The organism is Arthrobacter sp. D3-18 (genome assembly GCF_054408525.1).
Map to the genome: position 1 here is coordinate 498,661 of NZ_CP096440.1, position 21,177 is coordinate 519,837.

General features: G+C 62.9%; 21 protein-coding genes and 1 tRNA gene. 7 read left to right on the forward strand and 15 right to left on the reverse strand.

Going from position 1 to position 21,177, the window contains the following annotated elements; translation table 11 throughout:
- Positions 1-8 precede the first annotated feature (8 nt).
- From M1D89_RS04375 to xylA, 3 genes are all read right to left on the reverse strand, one after another.
- On the reverse strand, positions 9-992 hold the full coding sequence (locus M1D89_RS04375) for a LacI family DNA-binding transcriptional regulator (RefSeq protein WP_498650893.1): 984 nt from the start codon (positions 990-992) through the stop codon (positions 9-11).
- 68 nt (positions 993-1,060) lie between these two features.
- Positions 1,061-2,491 carry a xylulokinase gene (locus M1D89_RS04380; protein WP_498648371.1) on the reverse strand — a complete coding sequence of 477 codons (1,431 nt, stop codon included), beginning with the start codon at positions 2,489-2,491 and terminating at the stop codon, positions 1,061-1,063.
- A 102-nt stretch (positions 2,492-2,593) separates the two neighbouring features.
- The gene (xylA, locus tag M1D89_RS04385) at positions 2,594-3,781 is read right to left on the reverse strand and encodes a xylose isomerase (RefSeq protein ID WP_498648373.1); all 1,188 of its coding nucleotides are present in this window, start codon (positions 3,779-3,781) and stop codon (positions 2,594-2,596) included.
- A gap of 143 nt (positions 3,782-3,924) precedes the next feature.
- Here xylA and M1D89_RS04390 point away from each other — a divergent pair, with 143 nt between their 5' ends.
- From M1D89_RS04390 to M1D89_RS04400, 3 genes are all read left to right on the forward strand, one after another.
- The gene (locus tag M1D89_RS04390; protein WP_498648375.1) at positions 3,925-5,130 is read left to right on the forward strand and encodes an ROK family transcriptional regulator; all 1,206 of its coding nucleotides are present in this window, start codon (positions 3,925-3,927) and stop codon (positions 5,128-5,130) included.
- 149 nt (positions 5,131-5,279) lie between these two features.
- Positions 5,280-6,404 carry a YihY/virulence factor BrkB family protein gene (locus M1D89_RS04395; protein WP_498648377.1) on the forward strand — a complete coding sequence of 375 codons (1,125 nt, stop codon included), beginning with the start codon at positions 5,280-5,282 and terminating at the stop codon, positions 6,402-6,404.
- Between the two features lie 20 nt (positions 6,405-6,424).
- Positions 6,425-6,634, forward strand: a complete 210-nt coding sequence (locus tag M1D89_RS04400; RefSeq protein WP_498648379.1) for a hypothetical protein — start codon at positions 6,425-6,427, stop codon at positions 6,632-6,634.
- Between the two features lie 25 nt (positions 6,635-6,659).
- Here the strand turns inward: M1D89_RS04400 and M1D89_RS04405 are convergent, their stop codons facing one another.
- The 4 genes from M1D89_RS04405 to M1D89_RS04420 form a co-directional block, all read right to left on the reverse strand.
- Positions 6,660-6,833 (reverse strand): hypothetical protein, encoded by a 174-nt coding sequence (locus M1D89_RS04405; RefSeq protein ID WP_498648381.1) that lies wholly within the window; start codon positions 6,831-6,833, stop codon positions 6,660-6,662.
- A gap of 387 nt (positions 6,834-7,220) precedes the next feature.
- Positions 7,221-8,060 carry a sugar phosphate isomerase/epimerase family protein gene (locus M1D89_RS04410; RefSeq protein ID WP_498648383.1) on the reverse strand — a complete coding sequence of 280 codons (840 nt, stop codon included), beginning with the start codon at positions 8,058-8,060 and terminating at the stop codon, positions 7,221-7,223.
- Positions 8,057-9,271: a dihydrodipicolinate synthase family protein gene (locus M1D89_RS04415; protein ID WP_498648385.1), complete on the reverse strand. Its 1,215-nt coding sequence runs from the start codon at positions 9,269-9,271 to the stop codon at positions 8,057-8,059. Before M1D89_RS04415 ends, M1D89_RS04410 begins: the two co-directional genes overlap by 4 nt.
- On the reverse strand, positions 9,271-10,440 hold the full coding sequence (locus M1D89_RS04420; RefSeq protein WP_498648388.1) for a Gfo/Idh/MocA family protein: 1,170 nt from the start codon (positions 10,438-10,440) through the stop codon (positions 9,271-9,273). The genes M1D89_RS04415 and M1D89_RS04420 overlap by 1 nt, the downstream gene beginning before the upstream one ends.
- 198 nt (positions 10,441-10,638) lie before the next feature.
- Between M1D89_RS04420 and M1D89_RS04425 the strand changes: the two genes are divergently transcribed.
- Together M1D89_RS04425 and M1D89_RS04430 are read left to right on the forward strand one after the other, a co-directional pair.
- Complete coding sequence (locus M1D89_RS04425; RefSeq protein ID WP_498648390.1) at positions 10,639-11,676, forward strand: LacI family DNA-binding transcriptional regulator; 1,038 nt, start codon at positions 10,639-10,641, stop codon at positions 11,674-11,676.
- Positions 11,664-12,458: an alpha/beta hydrolase gene (locus tag M1D89_RS04430; protein ID WP_498650894.1), complete on the forward strand. Its 795-nt coding sequence runs from the start codon at positions 11,664-11,666 to the stop codon at positions 12,456-12,458. The genes M1D89_RS04425 and M1D89_RS04430 overlap by 13 nt, the downstream gene beginning before the upstream one ends.
- Positions 12,459-12,483: 25 nt before the next feature.
- Here the strand turns inward: M1D89_RS04430 and M1D89_RS04435 are convergent, their stop codons facing one another.
- The 3 genes from M1D89_RS04435 to M1D89_RS04445 all read right to left on the reverse strand — a co-directional run bounded on the left by M1D89_RS04435 (position 12,484) and on the right by M1D89_RS04445 (position 14,981).
- A complete protein-coding gene (locus M1D89_RS04435; protein ID WP_498648393.1) occupies positions 12,484-13,257 on the reverse strand; it encodes a sugar phosphate isomerase/epimerase family protein in 774 nt (257 codons plus the stop codon).
- A 280-nt stretch (positions 13,258-13,537) separates the two neighbouring features.
- Positions 13,538-14,101: a GNAT family N-acetyltransferase gene (locus M1D89_RS04440; RefSeq protein ID WP_498648395.1), complete on the reverse strand. Its 564-nt coding sequence runs from the start codon at positions 14,099-14,101 to the stop codon at positions 13,538-13,540.
- A 25-nt stretch (positions 14,102-14,126) separates the two neighbouring features.
- Positions 14,127-14,981, reverse strand: coding sequence for a LysR substrate-binding domain-containing protein (locus M1D89_RS04445; RefSeq protein WP_024818365.1), 855 nt, complete (start codon positions 14,979-14,981; stop codon positions 14,127-14,129).
- Between the two features lie 166 nt (positions 14,982-15,147).
- Here M1D89_RS04445 and M1D89_RS04450 point away from each other — a divergent pair, with 166 nt between their 5' ends.
- Entirely contained in the window at positions 15,148-16,533 is a 1,386-nt protein-coding gene (locus M1D89_RS04450; RefSeq protein ID WP_498648397.1) for an MFS transporter, read from the forward strand.
- Between the two features lie 48 nt (positions 16,534-16,581).
- On the opposite strand, the gene M1D89_RS04455 is transcribed toward M1D89_RS04450, so the two are convergent.
- From M1D89_RS04455 to M1D89_RS04475, 5 genes are all read right to left on the reverse strand, one after another.
- Complete coding sequence (locus tag M1D89_RS04455; RefSeq protein WP_498648399.1) at positions 16,582-17,754, reverse strand: N(5)-(carboxyethyl)ornithine synthase; 1,173 nt, start codon at positions 17,752-17,754, stop codon at positions 16,582-16,584.
- Positions 17,751-17,885 (reverse strand): hypothetical protein, encoded by a 135-nt coding sequence (locus M1D89_RS04460; protein ID WP_011776304.1) that lies wholly within the window; start codon positions 17,883-17,885, stop codon positions 17,751-17,753. The genes M1D89_RS04455 and M1D89_RS04460 overlap by 4 nt, the downstream gene beginning before the upstream one ends.
- 129 nt (positions 17,886-18,014) lie before the next feature.
- Positions 18,015-18,476 carry a nuclear transport factor 2 family protein gene (locus M1D89_RS04465; RefSeq protein ID WP_498648401.1) on the reverse strand — a complete coding sequence of 154 codons (462 nt, stop codon included), beginning with the start codon at positions 18,474-18,476 and terminating at the stop codon, positions 18,015-18,017.
- A gap of 172 nt (positions 18,477-18,648) precedes the next feature.
- A tRNA-Gly gene (locus M1D89_RS04470) sits at positions 18,649-18,722 on the reverse strand.
- Between the two features lie 79 nt (positions 18,723-18,801).
- Positions 18,802-20,334 (reverse strand): M15 family metallopeptidase, encoded by a 1,533-nt coding sequence (locus tag M1D89_RS04475; RefSeq protein ID WP_498648403.1) that lies wholly within the window; start codon positions 20,332-20,334, stop codon positions 18,802-18,804.
- 242 nt (positions 20,335-20,576) lie between these two features.
- On the opposite strand from M1D89_RS04475, the gene M1D89_RS04480 reads away from it, so the two are divergent.
- On the forward strand, positions 20,577-21,020 hold the full coding sequence (locus tag M1D89_RS04480) for an SRPBCC family protein (protein ID WP_498648405.1): 444 nt from the start codon (positions 20,577-20,579) through the stop codon (positions 21,018-21,020).
- Positions 21,021-21,177 lie beyond the last annotated feature (157 nt).

A 21,177-nucleotide genomic window follows, 5' to 3' on the forward strand; every position in this document is an offset into this window, starting at 1 on the left:
GCTGCTACCTAGTTGGAGGCGGGGGCCGTGGTGGAGCGGACTACCAGCCGGGGCGCCACCGTGGCAGGCGTGCCGGTGGTGCCGCTCTCCAACCGATCCAACAGCAAGGCAATGCAGCGTTGGCCGAGCTCCTCGAAATCCTGGGCCACGGTGGTCAGCGGCGGGATGAAGTAGGCGGACTCCGGTTGATCATCGAAGCCCACCACGCTGATGTCCTCCGGTACCCGGACGCCCAGTTCGTTCAGGGCCCGGAGAACGCCGAGGGCCATTTGGTCATTTGCGACGAAGAGGGCCGACACGGAGCGGTCGGCGGCGATTTTCAAACCTTCGCGGTACCCGCATTCGGCGCTCCAGTCGCCCTCGATGAGCGTCACGGGTTCAATCCCGGCCTCGGTCAGGGCGTCCCGCCAACCCTCAATACGGGCGGCGGCGTCTATCCAATCAGCCGGACCGGATAAGTGTCCGATCCGTTGGTGCCCCAGTTCCAAGAGATGCTCGACGGCGAGTCGCGCACCCTGCCGCTGGTCCACGGTGGCACCCGTGAGGTGTTCGTCGCCGATGGATCCGACAGCAACCATGGGGACTTGGGCGGTGATGTCTTTGAGGACGTCAAAGGTCCCCGGGTGGGGCACCGTTACTACGACGCCGTCGACGCCTTGATCCATGAAGTGCGCCATGGCGTCCCTAATGGTCTCTGGTGTCACTTCGCGCAGGCCTGCGACGCTGACGAAATAGCCCGCCTCCCTCGCCGCCTGCTGAACTCCGAGGAGCGTGTGCGATGGCCCGTACTGCGCCATTTCGCTGCCGAGCACGCCAATGGTCTGTGATCGCCGTGTAACCAGGCTTCGCGCGGCGGTGTTCCGGCGGTACCCCAGCTCAGTGATGGCCTGCTCCACACGTTCGCGGGTCTTGGAGCTCACATTGGGGTGGTTGTTCAACACCCGGGAGACGGTCTGGTGGGAGACACCCGCCACTCGGGCAACGTCCTCCATGACAGGAGGCCGGGACGGTGCGGATTGTTCAGTGCTCACCCTGTCACGATAGAGCACCGCGATGTTGATCAGCCTTTGGCTACCTTGGCAGCGTAGTGGCGGTACCTCGTCAGGAACTCGGGATTACCGTCAGTATTTCCGTGAACAACTTCAATTCCCTCAAGTGGCCATTCCGGCAGTTTTCCCGTGAGTACGCCTGCAGCTTGCCGGGCTGCGCCGTCCGCCACGTATTCTCCGGGTTGAGGGACGAATACGGGCAAAGCGAAGGCTGCTGCCGCGATTTGCTGGACCGCGCTCGATTGCGCGCCTCCGCCCACCAGGATGATGCGCTGGGCAGAGACTCCCTGTGCCTGCAGGGCCGCCAGGCCGTCGGCCAAGGAACAAAGCACACCTTCTACTGCGGCCCGCGCCATGTTGGCGGGGGTGTAATTCGAAACGGTGATGCCGTGGAGGGAACCGGTGGCTTCCGGCAAATTAGGGGTCCGTTCACCCTCGAAATACGGGACGAGAGTCAGCCCTTCGGCACCCTCCGGAGCGGACAGTGCCAAGTCGCCGAGTTCCTGCAGGGTCACACCCAGCAGGGCAGCTGTGGCATCAAAGATCCTCGTCGCGTTGAGCGTGCAGGCCAGCGGTAGGTAGTTGCCGGTAGCGTCCGCGAAGCCTGCCACCAGCCCACTTGCATCAAGCGCAGGGACATCTGAAACCGCAAAGACCGTCCCCGACGTTCCGACCGAAATCACTACGTCCCCGACGCCCGCATTTACTCCCAGACCTGCTGCTGCATTGTCGCCTGCACCGGGCCCGATGAGTGCCCCGCCGGGTGTCTTTCCCACGGCCTCCAATGGCCCGGCGACAACGGGCAACACGGGAATGTGGCCGAGCGTGCTGTTGAGGACCTCTGGGAGGTATTCGCCGCTGCTGGCAGAGAAGTAGCCCGTGCCGGAAGCATCCGAGCGGTCTGTACGGAGGAGATCCAGGGCGGCCGGCCCGCTTCCTGGCCCGTGTCCGGCCAATCGCCAGGACAGCCAATCATGGGGTAGGCAAACCGCTGCTGTCCGTTGGGTGTTAGCGGGTTCGTTCCGCGCCAACCATCGAAGCTTGGTGGCCGTCAAAGAGGCCACCGGCACGGTTCCGGTACGCGATGCCCAGTAGGAGGCGCCGGCGGTGGCATCGCCATCGCCGGCTTCGAGGATCAGCTCTTCCGCGTCTGTGGCCGAGCGGGTGTCATTCCACAACAAGGCCGGTCGGACAACGTCTCCGGACTCATCAAGGCACACCATGCCGTGTTGCTGACCGCCGACAGAAACGGCATCGACGTCATCCAAACCGCCTGCCTGTGTGATTGCTTCCTGGAGGGCTGACCACCAATGGTCCGGGTGAACTTCGGTGCCCTCCGGATGGGAGGCCCGCCCTTGACGCACCAAGGCGCCAGTGGCTGAATCCCGGATGACCACCTTGCAGGACTGGGTGGAGCTATCGATCCCGGCTACGAGAGGCATGCGTTCATTCCTTATGGGGACCGCCGCCGGGTGGCAAGGGAAACCCTGCAAAGAGAAGACCTTGGGGTGCCCGGCGGCGGGATGACGGTGGGTGGGAGTGACCTAGCGGGCGCCGAGCAGGTGCTCGATGGCCAACTGATTCAGGCGGACGAAGGCGAACGAGCGCTCGGCGGCCTTATCGGCGTCGAACGTGTCGAAGGCACTGGCGTCAGCCAGCAGGTCGGCAGTGGTCTCGCCAGCGTTGAGCGTTGGTTCGCCCAATTCGAAGACACCTGACGTGGCGAGTGCTTCCTGGACATCCGGGTCCGCGCGGAAGGCCAGGGCGCGTTCCTTCAACAGGAGGTACATGGACATATTGGACTTAGCCGATTCCCACACGCCGTCGTAACCATCCGTACGGGACGGCTTGTAGTCGAAGTGGCGCGGACCGTCGTACTTTGGACCGCCGTTGGGGAAGCCGTTCTCCAGAAGGTCTACGGTGAAGAAAGCGCTGGTGAGGTCGCCGTGGCCGAAGACAAGGTCCTGATCGTACTTAATGCCGCGCTGGCCGTTGAGGTCGATGTGGAAGAGCTTGCCCGCCCACAGGGCCTGGGCGATGCCGTGGGTGAAGTTAAGCCCGGCCATCTGCTCGTGACCCGTTTCCGGGTTAAGGCCCACGATGTCGCCGTGTTCCAGCTGCGCGATGAACGCCAGGCCGTGGCCGACCGTGGGCAGGAAGATGTCGCCGCGGGGTTCGTTCGGCTTGGGCTCCAAGGCAATCCGAAGGCCGTAGCCCTTCTCCTTGATATACCCGGCTGCGGTGTCCACGCCTTCCTTCATGCGATCCAGCGCTGCGGAAAGGTCCTTGGATCCGTCATATTCGCTGCCTTCACGGCCGCCCCACATCACGAAGGTCTCGGCACCCAGTTCCGCAGCAAGGTCAATGTTCCGGAGGATCTTGCTCAGGGCAAAGCGGCGGATGGAGCGGTCGTTTGAGGTAAATCCGCCGTCCTTGAACACCGGGTGGCTGAACAGGTTGGTGGTGACCATGGGCGTTTTCAGGCCGGTCTCTGCCAAGGCTGCCTTGAAGTTCTTCAGGATCAGGTCCCGCTCCGACGCTGTGGCATCGAAGGGAATCAAGTCATTGTCGTGGAACGTGATGCCATAGGCGCCAAGCTCGCTGAGCTTGTGAACAGCTTCCACCGGATCCAGGGCGGGGCGAGTGGCGACGCCGAACGGATCGGCGCCAGTCCAGCCAACGGTCCAAAGGCCAAAGGTGAAGCGGTCCTGCGGGGTGGGCTGCGGGGTCATTTTTGCTCCTTTGCAAAGCACTGGGGAAGAACTGGAAGAAGTGCATTCCAATTAGTTTTCAATCTGAACTATATGAGGGATGATGGATCATGGTCAATGGAAGTCGGAAAAATTCTTCGAATGTGCAGGGAGGTCCCACGCCGGTGAATGAGCGAACCGCGCCCGGACGCGTAGGCGACGTCCGCCGTCGAAATCTTTCATTGGTGATGGACTCCATCGCACGGACCGGGGATGCCAAGCCCAGCCGCGCGCAGTTGGCCGCCGGAACCGGACTCACCAAAGCAGCGGTTTCCAGCCTGGTTGCCGACCTCGTGGAAGGCGGGCTGGTCTCGGAAGTGGGCCTTTATCGCGACGGGGAGCGGGGGCGGCCCGGCCAGGGCTTGGAACTCAGTGCGCGCCGTGGCGTAGTAGGCATGGAGATCAACGTGGACTACCTGGCCGTTGGCCTTGTGGACCTGGGAGGGAACCTCCGCTTCCATTCCACGGTTGAATCGCGAAACCGTGGTCTGCCGCCTGAAGAGGTCATGGAACGCTTGGGTGGCCTGGCCGCCGCAGCATTAACCGCTGCGGCCGCTGCAGACATCTCGATCCTCGGTGGCGGACTGGCGGTTCCGGGCTTGGTGGATGAGCGGCGCAATCTTGTCTTGTCCGCTCCTAACCTGCATTGGGAGCACGAAGCGCTGAATCCGCAGCACCTGCTGGAAGGCGCACCACTTGGCGTCAGGTTATCCAACGAGGCCAACAGTGCAGCACTCGGAGAGCTTTGGTATGGCGGTGGCCAGCCGGATTTCCTCTACGTTTCGGGCGAAGTGGGTGTTGGTGGGGGCGTCATCATCGGCTCGGAACTTTACACCGGACCAGGTGGATCAGCCGGCGAACTCGGCCACATTGTTGTCCACCCTGACGGGCCTGGTTGCTCCTGCGGTGGTGCGGGGTGCTTGGAAACCTTCGCCGGCCAGGAAGCCATTTTCGATGCGGCAGGCATCCCTGACGGATCGCTGGGCGGGCGCACGGAGCTGCTGCTGGCTGCCTTGGCTGCCCGGGAGCCGCAGGCCACCCAAGCAGTTCACGACGCCGGGAGGTACTTGGGCGTCGCGCTCGCCTCTTCTGCCCGGTTGATGGACATTGAAGCCGTCGTCCTCGGCGGACACTTTGCCGTGCTGGCGGAATGGCTCAGGCCGGCGCTGCTCAGTAGTTTGGAGCGCTACGCGCCGGGTTTGCTGGATCCGAGCAACCTGACAGTTTCCGCCCTTGAGCATTCCGGAACGCTCCTCGGCGCTGCCGGCCAAGTGATCCGGTCAGTCATTGAGTCGCCGTTCGAGTTCCTGCTGGCGAGCAAGTTGGCTTAGCCTGCCCGGTGGGTTCCGCCATAACCTTCCGGGGTCGCGGGTCTTAATCGTCGGCGATTAACCGGCGTGGGCGCTTCCGTTGTATTCATCAGCATGCTTACTATTGAGGGGTCAGTTGTTCGCGCAAACTACCCACGGACGAGTGCCCCATGACTACAAAAGACTCAGCCCACACCAGCACAGCCAAAGCGCAGAGTGCTCCTTCTCCCGAGGACTCACGCAAGCCGGACAGTCCCAATGACCTGGTGAAGCCCACGTGGATGTACGTTGCCAAGCGGACGTTGCGGGAATTCACTAAGGATCAGTGTCCGGATGCGGCGGCAGGTCTGACCTACTACGCTGTCCTCTCGCTGTTTCCCGCGCTTCTGGCCTTGGTTTCGCTGATTGGCATCTTTGGCGACGCTGGACGCACCACATCGGCGCTGCTGGACATTGTGCAACAGTTCGCGCCGGGTCCGGGCGTTGATGCCATGCGCCAGCCGATCGAGGAACTCACGCAGTCCAACACAGCTGGGCTCGCGTTGGTTTTCGGTATCTTGGTGGCGCTCTGGTCAGCCTCCGGCTACACCACAGCTTTCAGCAGGGCCATGAACCGCGTGTACGAGGTGGATGAAGGCCGCGGCTTCGTTAAGCTGCGCGGCACCATGCTCGCCGTCACCATCGTCGCCGTCGTGGGTGCAGCGATCGCCGCAGCCATCCTCGTCCTCAGCGGCCCAGTGGCAGAAGCCATTGGGGGCGCTATCGGATTGTCGGAGACCGCCCTCACCGTGTGGAACATCGCCAAGTGGCCGGTCCTCATCCTCATTGTGGTCGCGATCATCGCGGTGCTCTACTACTTCACCCCCAACGTGAAGCAGCCCAAGTTCCGGTGGATGAGCATGGGTTCGTTCATCGCACTGATAATTTTCGCTTTGGCCTCCCTCGGTTTCGGTTTCTATGTGGCTAATTTCAGCAACTACAACAAGACGTACGGTGCCCTGGCAGGCGTCATCATCATGCTGCTGTGGCTCTGGATACTGAACATGTCCCTACTGTTTGGTGCAGAGTTCGACGCCGAGATGGAACGCGGACGCCAACTTCAGGGCGGCATTGAGGCGGAGAAGAGCATTCAGTTGCCACCGCGCGATACCAAGAAGAGCGACAAGATGCAGGAAAAGGAAGAAGAAGTAGTTCGCCGCGGTGAGGAACTTCGCGAAACCCATGGGAAGGAAACCCAGGGGGACGAAACCCGCGGGAACCATTCCCGAGACGACGATTCCCGGAAGAACAAGTAGTGGGAATGGAGGATCCGGCCATGGAATCCGGTACAAAGAGCAAGAAGCTCAAAGCCATTAAGAACGGCGACAGCGTCCGGATCAGCGGTGAGGTTTTTCACGTCAACTCCGTCGAACCCCAAGACGGCTCACGGAACATCAGGTTGGAACTGGAAGGGCTCGACGGCGGGTCGGTCACCTTTATCGGCCTGCCGAAGGCCAAAGTGCAGCTCGCTGCGCGAGCCTCCTGAACCAGGGCCCGTGGCGCGTTGAAGCTCAGGCTTCGGCGGGAAAGCCTTGATCGGCGTCATCCCACCAGCCCTCCCAGGCGCTTGAGGTCAGGCGCTCCGTTGCAATGGTTGGAGAGTGCTCGGGGCTGGATTCGCCGGACGGGCCGCTGTGACTGCCGCTGGCGTCGAGGAAAAATTTCAGGGTCTTCAAGAGCATCATGGTGGTGTCCTTTCAGTGGTTTCGTGGACGTCTTTGTCCAGGTAAAACCAGCGTAGGTGGCCATTGTTTCCTCCCGTCGACGCAATGTTTCAGCTGTGTACCACTTATCTCACCTGCGCACTCCACGACTTATAGCGGACACAAACAGGGTTTGCCGTCACTACCTTCTTTGGACCCGGAACTGCCGCGACACACCCGCAATGCGGCGTGTACGGGCAGTTTCAGAATCAAAGTGGGTGGTGGTCGTACCTTCGCAGTGATAGCTGTGGCCCGGAGGAACATGGTGGCACAAAAAAGCGGGCCCCCGCCGTGACCTTGGCAGGAACCCGCTGGTTTTTGGAGCGATTCTCCCGCGGAGCTTAGGGCATCCGCGGGAGAATCACGTTGTTACGCAAACGGGAGGACGAGCTCCGCGTAGCGCTGCTTCATGGTTTCCAGGACTGTGTCGCCGTCGGCGTCCCAAATGTCCTGGTTGAAGATTTCAACTTCGATGTCGCCTGCGTATCCGGCGTCCCTGACCCAGGTGCCGATGGTCGCGAAGTCGATGACGCCGTCGCCCATCATGCCGCGGGACAGCAGCGCATCCGCAGCGATCGGCAGGTTGAAGTCGCACACCTGGTAGGAGGCGATGCGGTTCTCGCGGCCGGCACGTTCAATCTGCGCCTTCAGTTCCGGATCCCACCAGACATGGAAGGTATCGACGGCGACGCCAACAGCCTTTGCGTCGTACGGCGCGGCGAGATCGAGGGCCTGCCCAAGGGTTGAGATGAGCGCACGGTCTGCGGCGTACATCGGGTGCAGGGGTTCGAGCACCAGTCGCACGCCATTCTCGGAAGCGAACGGAACCAGTTCCTCGAGCCGGTCTGCAACGCGCTGGCGAGCAGCCACCACGTCCTTCTCACCCGGAGCAAGCCCGCCGACCACCAGGAATAGCTCCTGCGTGTCCAGCGCTGCTGCCTCGCGGACAGCTTCGAAATTGTCGGCGAGGGCTGCGGCCTGCCCTTCAGCGTCGGCCGCGGTGAGGAAGCCCCCGCGGCAAAGCGAGGATACCCGGAGGCCTGCGTCCTTGATGAGCTTGGCTGCCTTATCCAGGCCGGCCTCGGCCACGCGGTCACGCCACGGTCCGATCGCGGGGATGCCGGCGCGGGCACAGCCATCCACGGCCTCGGCCAGGGTCCACTTTTTGGTGGTGGCGCTGTTGAGGGAGAGTCGTGAGAAGTCGCTCATGCGCCCACTCCGTTGATCCGCAGGAAGTCAGACATCCGGAACGCGGCCAGCGACGGATCCTTCAACAGGCCGGCTTGGTCGGCCAGTTCGAAGGTCTTGGCCAGATGCAGGACGGAACGGCCGGAATGCAGGCCGCCCACCATTTGGAAACCTGGCTGCTTGCCGTTGAGCCAGGACATGAAGGCGATACCGGTCTTGTAGTAGAACGTGGGTGCGCTGAAGATGTGCTTTCCGAGCTCACGGGTGGAGTCCAGGATCGCGCGTCCTTCGGCGCCTTGACCGGCGTCGTACTTCTGCAGGGCCACCGAAGCGGCAGGATAGATGGCAGCGAAGATGCCCAGCAGCGCGTCCGAGTGGTGCGTCGCGTCGCCGTCGATCAGCTGCGGGTAGTTGAAGTCGTCGCCCGTGTAGAGGCGGACGTTTTCCGGAAGTGCCGCGCGCAGGGCGACCTCATGCGAGGCATCCAGCAGCGAAACCTTGACGCCATCAACCTTGTCCGAGTGCTCACGGATCAGGCTGAGGAACGTTTCGGTGGCCACGGAGACGTCGTCGGATCCCCAGTATCCGGCCAGTGCGGGGTCGAACATGGTGCCGAGCCAGTGCAGGATGACGGGCTGATCCACTTCCTGCAGGAGCGTCGAGTAGACGTGGAGGTAGTCGTCTGCACCGTTGGCGACCTTGGCCAGGGCGCGGGACGCCATGAGGATGACCTTGGGGCCGGCCTCACTGACGACGGCGATCTGCTCACGGTAGGCGTCGATGACGGCTTGGATACCAGCTGCGCCCTCGGGAAGTGCAGTGATATCCAGCTGATCTGTGCCTGCGCCGCAGGAGACGAGGTCGCGGACGGACTTGCCGGTGATGGCGGCGTTACCGGCCGCAACAACGGACGCTGCCTCGGCGCCGGTGCGCTTGATGAGCTGCTGGGTGGCTGCCCAGTCCAAGCCCATGCCGCGCTGCGCGGTGTCCATGGCGTCAGCGACACCCAGGCCGTAGGACCACAACTCGTGCCGGTAGGCCAACGTGGCGTCCCAGTCGAGCTGCGCCGGTGCGCCGGGAGTGTTGTCCGCAGCGACCTCGGGGATGACGTGGGCTGCGGCGTAGGCGCGGCGGGCGGTCAGAGGCGCGGTCGGCTTGGCCCACGATGTGGCTGCCTGAAGGCGGTACTCGCGGGTGCCGCCGTCGTTGGTGGGAAGGATTAGTGACGTCATTAGAGGGTGATCTCCGGGATGTCGATGGTGCGGCGCTCGGCGGAGGACTGCAGGCCGAGCTCGGCCAGCTGGACGCCGCGCGCTGCGGAGAGCAGGCCGAAGCGGTGCTCGCGGCCGGCCACGACGTCGCGCAGGAATTCTTCCCACTGCAGCTTGAAGCCGTTGTCCAGTTCGGCGTTGGCCGGAACTTCCTGCCACTGGCTGCGGAACGATTCGGTGACGGGCAGATCCGGGTTCCAGACGGGCTTGGGGGTGTGGGCGCGCTGCTGCGCAACGCACTTGTTCAAACCGGCGACGGCGGAACCGTGCGTGCCGTCGATCTGGAACTCAACCAGTTCGTCGCGGTAAACGCGGACAGCCCAGGACGAGTTGATCTGGCCGATGACGTCGTCGCCGCCCGGGGTTTCGAGTTCGAAGATGCCGTAGGAGGCGTCGTCAGCGGTGGCCTTGTATTCCTTGCCGGCCTCATCCCAACGTGCGGGGATGTGCGTGGCGGTCTTGGCATTGACGCTCTTGACCTTGCCGATGATGCCCTCAAGGACGTAGTTCCAGTGGCAGAACATGTCGGTGGTCATTCCGCCGCCGTCTTCCTTGCGGTAGTTCCAGGACGGACGCTGTGCAGCCTGGACATCGCCTTCGAAGACCCAGTATCCGAATTCGCCACGGATTGAAAGGATGCGGCCGAAGAAACCTTCGTCCACCAGGCGGCGGAGCTTGACCAGGCCGGGGAGGTACAGCTTGTCGTGCACAACGCCGGCCGTGACGCCGGCTTCCTTGCCGATCTGTGCAAGCTCGATGGCCTCTTCGAGGGTCTCTGCCGTGGGCTTCTCGGTGAAGATGTGCTTACCGGCGCGCATGGCCTTCTTCAAGGTTGCGGCGCGGAGGCTGGTCATGGAGGCGTCAAAGATGATGTCCACGGTGGGATCGGCGATGACTGAGTCGAGGTCCGTGGTCCATTCGGAAACCTTGTGGAGTTCGGCGAGTTCGCGGATCTTGGCTTCATTGCGGCCAACGAGGATCGGCTCGACCTGAACCTTGGTGCCGTTTTCGAGGGTGAAGCCGCCGGCGTCGCGGATGGGCAGGATGGATCGCAGCAAGTGCTGGCGGTATCCCATACGGCCGGTAATGCCGTTCATGGCGATGCGGATCGTCTTTGTTTCGTAGCCCATGTTTTCTCCAGTGCCTTGTGTGCCGGTCGCTCTGCGGATGCCGGTGCGTGCAGTTCTTGATGTGGGAAAGCGCATTCCCGCTGCAATCGATCATGCACCATGGCGCGCCGTGTTGGCAAGCGCTTTCCCAAAAATGGTGGAAGACTGCCATAATTTTCTTAGCGCCAGTCCCGACGCTTGCAGAAAAGGAGGGCCCCCGTGGCCGCCAGCACACTGAGTGAAGTTGCCCGATTGGCCGGGGTCTCCCTTGCCACGGCATCCCGAGTCCTCAACGGCTCGTCCCGTAAGCCGGCTGAGGATATCGCGGAGCGCGTCCGCGATGCTGCCGACAAGCTGGGCTACGTCCCGAACGCGCAGGCGCAGGCGTTGGCGAAGTCGAGCTCAGGATTGATCGGCCTCATTGTTCATGACATTGCCGACCCCTACTTCTCCGCCATCGCCCGTGGTGTCCAGGAAGCAGCCCGCCAGCAAAACCGCATGGTGTTGCTGGCTAGCACATCCGGCGCCGCGCAGGACGAAAAAGAAGCAGTGGCCGCGTTCGCCGCCCGACGCGCCGACTCCATCGTGATCGCCGGCTCGCGATCCGTGCGCGCCGAGGACAAGCAAGGCAACATCGAACTGGCCGCCGAATTGGACCGCTACTGCCGGAATGGCGGACACGTGGGGGTGGTGGGCCACCCCGTGGTTGGCGCCTCCAGTACTGAGGGCTACCACGTAGTTGAAGTCCCCAATGAAGAGCTTGCTGCAGGCCTCGCTGCGGAATTGGCCGCTACGCATGATGGTGAATTCCTGATCGTGGCGGGTCCCGAAGGGCTGTACACCTCCGATGATCGGGTCCGCGGTTTCCAGCGGGGCCTCACAGATGCTGGGAGGCCCGCAGCAGAGATCATCCGCACCGGCTTCAACCGTGCAGGAGGATACAACGCCGGGCCCGCACTCGCCGAGCGGATCAAGGCCTCTAAAGAACGGCTCTGCATCTTCGCCGTGAACGATGTCATGGCCATAGGCGTTACCGCTGCGCTCCGGCCCCAAGGCGTATGGATTCCCCGGGATGCCACCATCGCGGGTTTTGACGACATCGAAACCCTCCGCGACTTCCGCCCGGCCTTGTCCACAGTGCATCTGCCGCTGGAGGACATCGGACGGCTCGCGGCCGGTGACCCTGACACCCCGCCGGTCAGCGGCGCGGTGAAGCTCCGCCGCAGCACCGAAACTCCGGTGGAATCGCAAGTTTGACCGGGTCAGAAGGCATAACCGTCGTGGACGCCAAGGCGCCCCGGGCCCTCACGGTGATTCCCGCCGTCGGACATTCCGCCCAAGTTGAGACTTCAACGATGGTGCCAGCCGTCCTGGTCCTTCCCGGCGGAGGCTACGCGAAGACGGCAGACCATGAGGCCGAACCCGTGGCCGAATGGCTTGCTTCGCTGGGGATCCATGCTTTTGTACTGCGTTACCGGGTGGCACCGGACCAACATCCTGCGCCCTTGGAGGACGCCAAGCAGGCGATGCTGTGGATTCGGAATGGTGATCATGGTTTGAATGTCGATCCAGCGAGGGTGGGGGTCCTCGGCTTCTCTGCCGGTGGACACCTTGCGGCTACCTTGTCTGTACGGGTGCCCACCGCGGATTCTGCATTGGATGTTTCCGGGGCCGTGCCGGACCTTAGCATCCTCTGCTATCCGGTGATTTCCTTCGTGGATTCCGTGCATCAGGGGTCCGCGGACAACCTTGCCGGCGTGGGTGCCGCACCGCAGGTGCTGCGGGAGCTGTCAGCGGAACTGCACGTCTCTTCGGCCACGCCGCCCGCATTCCTGTGGCACACCGCCGACGACGAATCCGTCCCCGTCAGCCACAGCCTTGCCTATGCAGGTGCGCTGAGTCGGGCCGGTGTTCCGTTGGAGCTTCACGTCTTCCCCAGCGGAATTCACGGGATTGGCATGGCGCTGGAAACGCCCGGCGCCAAGCAATGGACTGAGCTTTGTGCCGCCTGGCTTTGTCGGATGGGGTGGACTGCCTGACGGCTTTAGTCACGCGATGTCGTTGCTAGTCCTCGCCCAAAGTGATCGTGTGCAGGAAAGCGGCGTCGTTGAGGACGTTGTCCGGCAGGTCGTCCTCGACGAATTCCAGCATGATGTCCATATCCTTGCCGTTGCCCCGCAGGACATCCGTGACGGTCTGCCACAGCAGCTTTCGGTTCCGTAGCGGAAAGCGCTCGGCTTCGGGTCCCCAAGAGAAGCAATGAACGCCCGCCAGGTGCGGCAAGACTTCGTGGAGGGACTCAAGCGCCTGCTTGTCCGAAAGCCCGACGGCGGGCTGCCAGTAGGTGCCGACGTTGGGGTGATTCACCCGGTTCAGTAAGTCGAGGGTGGTGGCAGGGGAGTCGGTAAGGGTGTTGCCGTGGTACTCGAAAGCGATGGCGATGCCGCGGTCGGCCGCCATATCGGCAATTCGCCGGGTATCTTTGACCACCGCATCCCAGTGACCCTCATTGGCCTCGGCAGAGCCAAGTTCCCCGGCCCACACTCGGATCCTTGGAGCGCCCAGAGCTGTGGCAAGGTCCAACGCCCGCCCAAAATCGCCGAACGCGCCGCAGCGGTAGTAGGAGCCGAGCGAGAGGACGGCGAGTCCGGCAGCCACCGTGGCTTCCTTGGCGTGCGCCGCTGACTCGGAATCGCCGACGTGCACATCGGTACCCCACTCGATCCCGGCCAAGCCTGCGTCCGAAGAAATTCGGACCACATCGTCTATCCCGTGCGAGCGGAGAGTGACGGAGCAGATGCCGGGCGTGAGGTCAGCCAGAGTCGTGAGGTCGATCATGGTCACAGGATATCGGGAATGCGCTTACCCAGTAAGGGCGTATCGCCTGTTGAACACATCCATACCTACTTCCCGCCGTTTGCACCCCTTACGCCCCAAAGGCCGCACCCGTTCCCGCCGTGCGCACCCCTTGAGCACTAAGGCCGCACCCGTTCCCGCCGTGCGCACCCCTTGAGCACCAAGGCCGCACCCGTTCCCGCCATGCGCACCCGAGGTTACTGGTGCAAACGGCGGAAAATGCAGCGAACGCCCCAAGTCAGCCATGACCATGGCCGCGCTTCTACAGATCGATCCAGTATCTTCGGATCGATTCGGTGACACCAAGCTCCGGGGCAAAACTCTCTGGAGTGCGGACGCTCTCAAGGATGCCTCCGCACGACTCGATGGTGCGGGCGGATGCCACATTGGGCTGCTTGCAAGTCACCAGGACGCGCTTCATTCCGAGCGCGCGTCCTTCTTCCATGGCACCCTTCAGGGCAAACTTGGCGAGGCCGTGGCCTCTTGCGCTTGGCCTTATTCCGTAGCCGATGTGACCGCCTACTTCGGTCAAGTATTCGTTTGCGAGTGCGTGCCTCAGGCTGACGGAGCCCAGGTAGGTAGCATCCCGAACCACCCAAATGGTGCTTTGGTTGGCCAACCCCTCGGGCGGCCGGAAGCTTTGCCTGGGCAATTCATGCAGTACTTCAACCCATTTCGCGAAGTCACTGCTGTCGCGAAGATCCAAGTCGTATTTCGCTGCCACAAAGGCCGCAGAACCGTCTTGGTCGAGGGTTCCCCACTCGTCAAAACTTTCCAGCCAGGAGGTATGGAAACTTGCCGACGGCGTAGTGAGCTTGTGAATCATTTGGTGAGCCTACTACGCACGCCCGCTAGTTCGACTTGCTCAGCGTCCTGCCCATGATGGCCTGCGTGAGGGCATCGATGACTTCGGCGTTGGCCAACGGATTCCGGATCAGGGTGAAATCGACGTCGCCTACAGGCGGCAGCCCGAACCGCTGCGTAATGACCTTCAGGTCCTCGGGCACCAGCGACGCCGGCATCACTGCAACTCCGATGCCGGCACGCACGGCCGCGAGCACTCCACTGATTTGCTTGGTGCTGCACGTGATCCGCCAGGTCCGGCCTTCGGCTTCCAGCGCATCAATGGCCAGTTTTCGGCTCAGGCTTGGCGCGGGGTAGGCGATGAGGGGGACGGGTGCCCCGGGTTCCAGCACGGTCTGCTCGACGCCGACCCAGGCGAAGTTGTCGTGCCGGACCACCGTGCCTTCCTTCGCCCCGGCCACCCATTTCACGAACACCAAATCAAGCTGGCCGGCATTGAGTCGTTTGTAGAGCTGGTCGCTTTGGCTGACGGTGAGCTCCAGGTTGATCTGGGGGTACAACTGCCGGAACTCGCGGAGGATCCGGGGGAGGCCGGTAATGGCGAGGTCGTCGGCGGTGCCAAACCGGAGGCGACCTCTCATGGCCGAACCGGAAAAGTAGCGGGCGGCGGAGTCATGGGCGGCGAGGATGCTGCGGGCAAAACCGGCCATGGCGTCGCCGTTGTCGGTGAGCCGGACCTCGCGCGTATCGCGGGCAACCAGCACCCGCTTGGCAGCGGCCTCAAGCTTGCGGACATGCTGGCTGACGGTGGGCTGCGCGAGCCCAAGGCGCTCTGCGGCCTTAGTGAAACTCAGCGTTTCTGCGACGGCCAAAAAGGAACGTAGCTGGACAGGTTCGAACACGGAACTCCTAAAGCGCAGGTCAACGCCGGGCCGGAGTACTGCGCCGATGAAGAGAGCTCATTGCGTTCCGCAATGCTAGTTATAGGCGCAATACGCTTCCATAATTGCTGCTCGCAACCCTAGCGTTAAACGCATCCCACCGAAACTCTCCATCCGAGGACTACCTTTGGCACCCCCACCGCCTTCAGCGGCAAACGTCAGCCAGCCCGTCATCGATTCCCTATCCGCACCTCAGCCCGCGGACACCGTCACCCAGCCACTCGCCGTCGTGAGTGAAAAGCTGCCCTGGCGGCATACCTTCATCTCCCTGAAGGTCCCCAACTTCAGGATCTTCGCGATCGGCCATTTCATTGCGGTGATCGCGATCTGGATGCAGCGCATCGCCCAAGATTGGATGGTGCTGCAGCTTTCCGGTTCCGTCACCGCCGTAGGAATTACTGTGGCATTGCAGTTCATGCCTTCACTTTTCCTTGGCCCGTGGGGCGGCATGATTGCCGACCGCTTTGCCAAGCGAAAAATCCTCATCATCTGCCAATCCGCGGCGGCTGTGCTCGCGGCCGTGTTGGCGGTGCTCTCCCTGAGCCAACGCGTTGAAGTCTGGCATGTGTACGTCATTGCTCTGGTCTTGGGTTTTGTGACGGTCCTGGACCAGCCGGCCCGGCAAGTGTTCGTCAACGAGCTCGTCGGCCCCAAATACCTCCGGAATGCCATCAGCGTTAACTCCACGACGTTCCAGCTCGGCGGACTAATTGGTCCCGCCTTGGCCGGTGTGCTGCTCACCGCCGTGGGTGCCGGATGGGCCTTCGCTGCGAACGCCGTGGCGTGCTGCTCCACTGTTGCGATGCTGATGATCCTCCGCAAGGACCAGTTACACCTCAGCCAGCCGACCCCTCGCAAGAAGGGAATGCTCCGCGAAGGACTCAACTACGCGCTCAGCAAGCCCACTATTTACTGGCCGTGGTTGATGGCCGGCTTCGTGGCAGTTTTCGCCATGAGCCTGCCGGTGCTGCTGGCCGCGTTTGCGGACCACGTGTACGACGCCGGCGCCGGAGGCTACGGCCTGCTCAATGCGATGGTTGCGCTCGGTGCACTGACTGGCGCTGTGGCGTCCACCCGCCGTCGTCAGCTGCGGTTGCGGTCGGTGGTGACGTCCGCCGGGTTGTATGGCTTGATGCTCTGCGTCTCTTCGCTCATGCCAACCATGGTCTGGTTCAGCGTCACCATGGTCCTCGCCGGATTCTGGTGCCTCATGTTCCTCACCGCGGCCAACCAAATGGTGCAGACCAGCTCCAACATGAGCATTCGAGGCCGCGTCATGAGCCTGTACCTCGTGGTGCTGATCGGTGGGCAGGCAATCGGCGGCCCCATGATGGGTTGGCTCGCCGAGCACCTCGGCCCGCACCTGGCCGTCCTGATCTCCGGTGGGGTGCCGGCCATCGCGGCTGCGGTAGTCGCCGTCGTACTGGCCCGGAAGTCATCCCTGCACATCAAAGTGGACCTGCGCGATCGGCGTCGGGTCCTGCGGATCGTGCAGGAGCCGCAGACGGTTTAAAGAGAATGAAGCGCCCCCGGCAGCCGGGGGCGCTTCATTCTTTGTGGACTATCTTGGCTGAAGCTGTGCCACAGGCAGGTGCGGGTACTCCGTTGAGCGTCCCTGGAACTCCAGGACGTCCGGATTGCGGATAACACCTTCACGGATCTCAATGGCACGTGAGACGGTCTCGTTGGCATCCCAGCCCTGCGGTCCCGCCACTACGGTGTCCAGGAACGGAAGCAGGGCTTCGCTGATCTCCCAGCTGGCCGAGTTCCAAAGGTATGACGGGCTGTGGTCAACGGCGTAGTAGTTAACGTGCCCGCCCACACGGAACATGGGCTGGTGGAACGTGGTGGTCCGCGCCCAGCTGAAGCCCATGCCTTCGTCGCAGGACACATCAACGATCAGGCTGTCCGGCTGGAATTCCGCCAGGTCCTCCGTGCGGAGGTAGGTCAGCGGGGCGTTCGGGTCCTGCAGGGTGCAATTGACCACGATGTCCGCCGCGGCCAGGAACGGCGCCAAGGGCTTGCGTCCCTTATCCGTGATGACTTCGCTGAGGAACGGCGCCTTGCTGTCATGGTCGAACTGCACGATCCGCACTGAATGAATCGGGGACCCGACGGCGGCGACGCCCCGGTTGGTGAGCACTTGGACGTCGTGGACGCCGTGGGCGTTGAGCGCGGTGACGGCACCACGGGCGGTGGCCCCGAAACCGATGACCACGGCGCTAAGGCGTCGGCCGTAATCGCCGGTGGAACCAGTCAAGGCCAGTGCATGCAGCACGGAGCAGTAGCCGGCGAGTTCGTTGTTCTTGTGGAAGACGTGCAGGCCGAAGCCGCCGTCGCCCGCCCAGTGGTTCATGGCCTCAAAAGCGATGAGCGTGAGCTTCTTGTCAATCGCCAACTGGGTGATGGCCCGGTCTTGGACGCAGTGCGGCCAGCCCCACAAGGTTTGGCCGTCACGGAGTTCTGCCAGGTCTTGGGCCTGTGGCTTGGGCAGGAGGATGACGTCGTTGTTGGCGATTAGCTCCTGGCGTGTGCCGAGGCCGCCCACCAATGATTCCAGCTTGCTGTCGGGGACACCGAACCGCTCGCCGTAGCCGTACTCAAAATGAAGCTGCTGGCGTACTTCCGGAGCAATGCGTTCCAAATGCTGCGGGTGGATCGGCAAGCGCCGCTCATTGGGTTTCAGCGAAGTAGCAAGGACACCAATGCTCAGCTGGCCGCTTGGTGCGGTCACTTCTTGTTGCCGGTTGAAGGCTTCGCAGCCTCGGTGGCGGAGGACTCGGAAGCCCGCTTATCCGCTCGCTTTTCCTTGATGGATTTGCTGGATTTCTTTGACGCAGTTTGGCGCGGTGATTTGTCGCCCATGATGGCTCCCTTAGAGCGGAGCCGCGATGGCTCCTGACTCCTGACGATACACCTCCCCGGATAGCGTTGTGGTCGGAGTCACGCACGCTGTACCGCGGGCCCCTTGCTGACTGGACAGGCTGCGCCGGTCTACTGGGCTGGCTGAACCGCCGGACGGCCATGCGTTACACGGTGAGTGACACGATCCGCGGTGTCGTCCACGGTCACAACCTGTTCCACAGGCTCCAAGTAGAAGCGGGCACTGCTGATGATGCCCTCTTCTACGCCGAAGATAATGACGCCGGTCATCTCATGCGGGGTGCCGTCACGGCGTGCGCCCTTCAAATGCAACTCGGTCCACACACTGCTCCCCTTCACGCTGTGCGACAACATGCGGGCTGCGATGTCCGGTACGCCGGCGAAAAGTTGCTCCCAATTGCTGCGGATAGTGTCCCGTCCCGTGAATCCCCGGGTTGGGTGGGCCGGTGTTTCATTGACGTAACCCGGCGCGAAACACTCAGCCAGGGCTTCAAGATCATGCTTGTTCGTGGCTTCCAGCAGGCGGTTGATGACGGCGAGTGGACCCGCCTCACCATCGTCGGTGAGAGTCATTGGAGGACCTCCCGGATAGGTGGATGTACGTAAGAGTTTAGGCTTACGAGGCCTCCCGGTCGACGGGTAAGTGGCCCCCTTTGGTGAGTGCCGTCGTCGAGGGTTCACTGCGGGGTGGGGGTTCAGTCCTCGGACAAAGAAAAACCCCGGATCGCTGGACCCGGGGTTTTCTTGGAGCGGGCGACGGGAATCGAACCCGCGTATCGAGCTTGGGAAGCTAGCGCTCTACCATTGAGCTACGCCCGCACTGCCCGGGAGAAACTCACCCGAGCGAGTCCTAGCTTAGCGCAGTTGCAGGACTCCTCATGACCGGCGCACCGGATGCCTACTTGAACAGCTTCATACCATTCCAGCCGTTGCCCACCTGGCGCTGAGCGCCCCAGGCTCCGGTCCCCAGCCTGTAGTCCACGAGGTAGCCGTCCACGGTTTGGGCAGTGATGCTGCGAGTGCCCGGACCGGACAAACCGAAGCTCGGCACGAGTGCCTTCATGGTTCCCCAACCGGAGCCCACTGTGGTGGGCAAGCCAGCGAAGCCACCCCCTCCGTTGCCGGGGTAGCTGAGCAGGTGCCCGGAGGTAGTGGTGGCCAGAATGTCGTTGGCGCCGTCGGCATTCCAGTCGGCCATGGTCAGACCCATGCCCGCCCAGCCGCTTCCGATGTCCACACGGTAGGTCAATGCCCTGCCAGAGGTGTTGGGGTAATACCGGAGCCCGCCATCCGGGAAATAGCCCACGATGCCCGGATACCCCTGCGCGGCTGACCATTTACCCACAGTGATGGTCATCTTGTCCCAGTCACCTGTGCCCACGACGATCTGCGTGGAGAAAGCACCGCCGGGCCAACCCTTGAACAGGCCCAAGGTGCCGTTGTCCCATTGCGCCAAAATGTCGTAGACGCCATCAGCGTCCCAGTCCACCACGAAGGCCTGCTTCAAGCCCTGCCAGTTGGAACCGATCACCGTCGGAATGCCATAGCCGCCACCACCATGTGCAGGGTAGCGAAGCAGCCGCCCGGAGGAGTCCGCAGCAACCAGGTCTGCACCAGAGGTGATGCTCGCGTACGCGGTAGGGTTGCCGGCGAAATACTGCTCCATGGTGGGGAAGCCACGGCGTTTCATGTCGGTGGCGAGGTCCACCCCGACGTAGCGCAGGTGCCACGGCTCATAGCTGTAGCCCGTGACATTCGTGTAGCCGTTGGGGTACCGGACAATGAAGCCGTACTTGTGGGCATTCGCCGCCACCCAGATCCCAGCTGGTGTGTCCCCGAAACAGGTGCTGAGGCCGCAGGAACCATTGGCGTTCCCGACGTCAACGGCCAACCCGGTCTGATGCTCGCTGTGCCCCGGACGCGCGGAGATCAGGTCCGCCTGTGCCTGGCCGTAGATGCTGACGTAATAGGAGTAGACCTGCTGCTGCTGCGCATAGGAACGGTAACCGCTCACCACGGCCAGCCCGCCCGTGCCGGCATCAACCGCACCTTGGAACAGGCCATTGAGCCAGGCCGCAGCCTCGGCCCGCAGATACTGGCCGGAACCGCGGGCATTGACCAGGTCGCCGGGAGCGTAGCTCACAGGATTCAAGGGCCGGGACTTGTTGACCAGGACAGAGAAGTTCGCGGGGTCGCCCACAGGATCGACGCTCGGCAGTGGATTCGCAGTGGTCGGTATCGCTGCTTGCACGACGGCGGCGCTTGCGTTGGCCGGTGCCGCCGTCACGGCCGCGGTGGCTGGCACGGCTGTGGTGGCTTGCACGGCTGTGGTCGGCGCAGCCGTGGCAGGAGCCGCAGCAATGACGCCGCCAGCCACGGCCAGGCTGAAGAAAGCAGCGCAAGCCGCCAGCCGTCGTCGTGCGTTCCTCATGGAACCCGAGTGGATTTGACCTCGCATAACGCCCCCAATTTGCTTGTAGTCAGCCGCAGGCACTCTACCGGGCGCGCGGACTCCTGTCAGCAGTACCCCGGGAAAATCGTGAGATAACCATTCGGTCAAGGCTCGGCAGTCATGTGTTGCTGGCGCGTGCCGCTGACTATTCTGAAGGTGTTAGCTGCAGCGTATGGGGAACCGGGCTACGACACTCGACCGTACGCCGAAAGAGGTTTTCCATGGCATTCGCTGCCAATGAAGTGGTGATCAGCAAGGACGCCATGACCGTTTACGGATTCCTCATGGACGGGATGAACAACTCCCTGTGGCGTTCGGGTGTGCGCAGTATCGCGCTTCGCTCCGGCATTCGCGGCCAAAAAGGCGCCCTCTACCAACAGACGGTTTCCGGCCCCGGCGGCCGCCCCGTGGCCGCCGATTTCAGGATCACCGAAGCCCGCCCGGGAGCCGAAGTCCGTTACGCCGTGGTGGCCGGACCCGCGCGGCCTACCGGAGGTTTTTACCTCAGCACCGAAGGTGACACCACCCGCCTCCGGTTCGCCCTTGAGTACCATCCGAAGGGCCTGCGGAAGCTTATGAATGGCATATTCCAGAAAGCACTGGAGGGCGAAGTGGCGCAGCTGGAACAACTCAAGATTGCCATCGAGTCCCACTCGGACGTTTAGCCGCAGCGGTTGGCGCACGACGCCGGGCAGCGGTTGGCGCACGACGCCGGGCAGCGGTTGGCGCACGACGTCGGGTTGGCGCACGACGCCGGGCAGCGGTTGGCGCACGACGCCGGGCAGCGGTTGGCGCACGACGCCGACATCCGGGTTGGGTGGC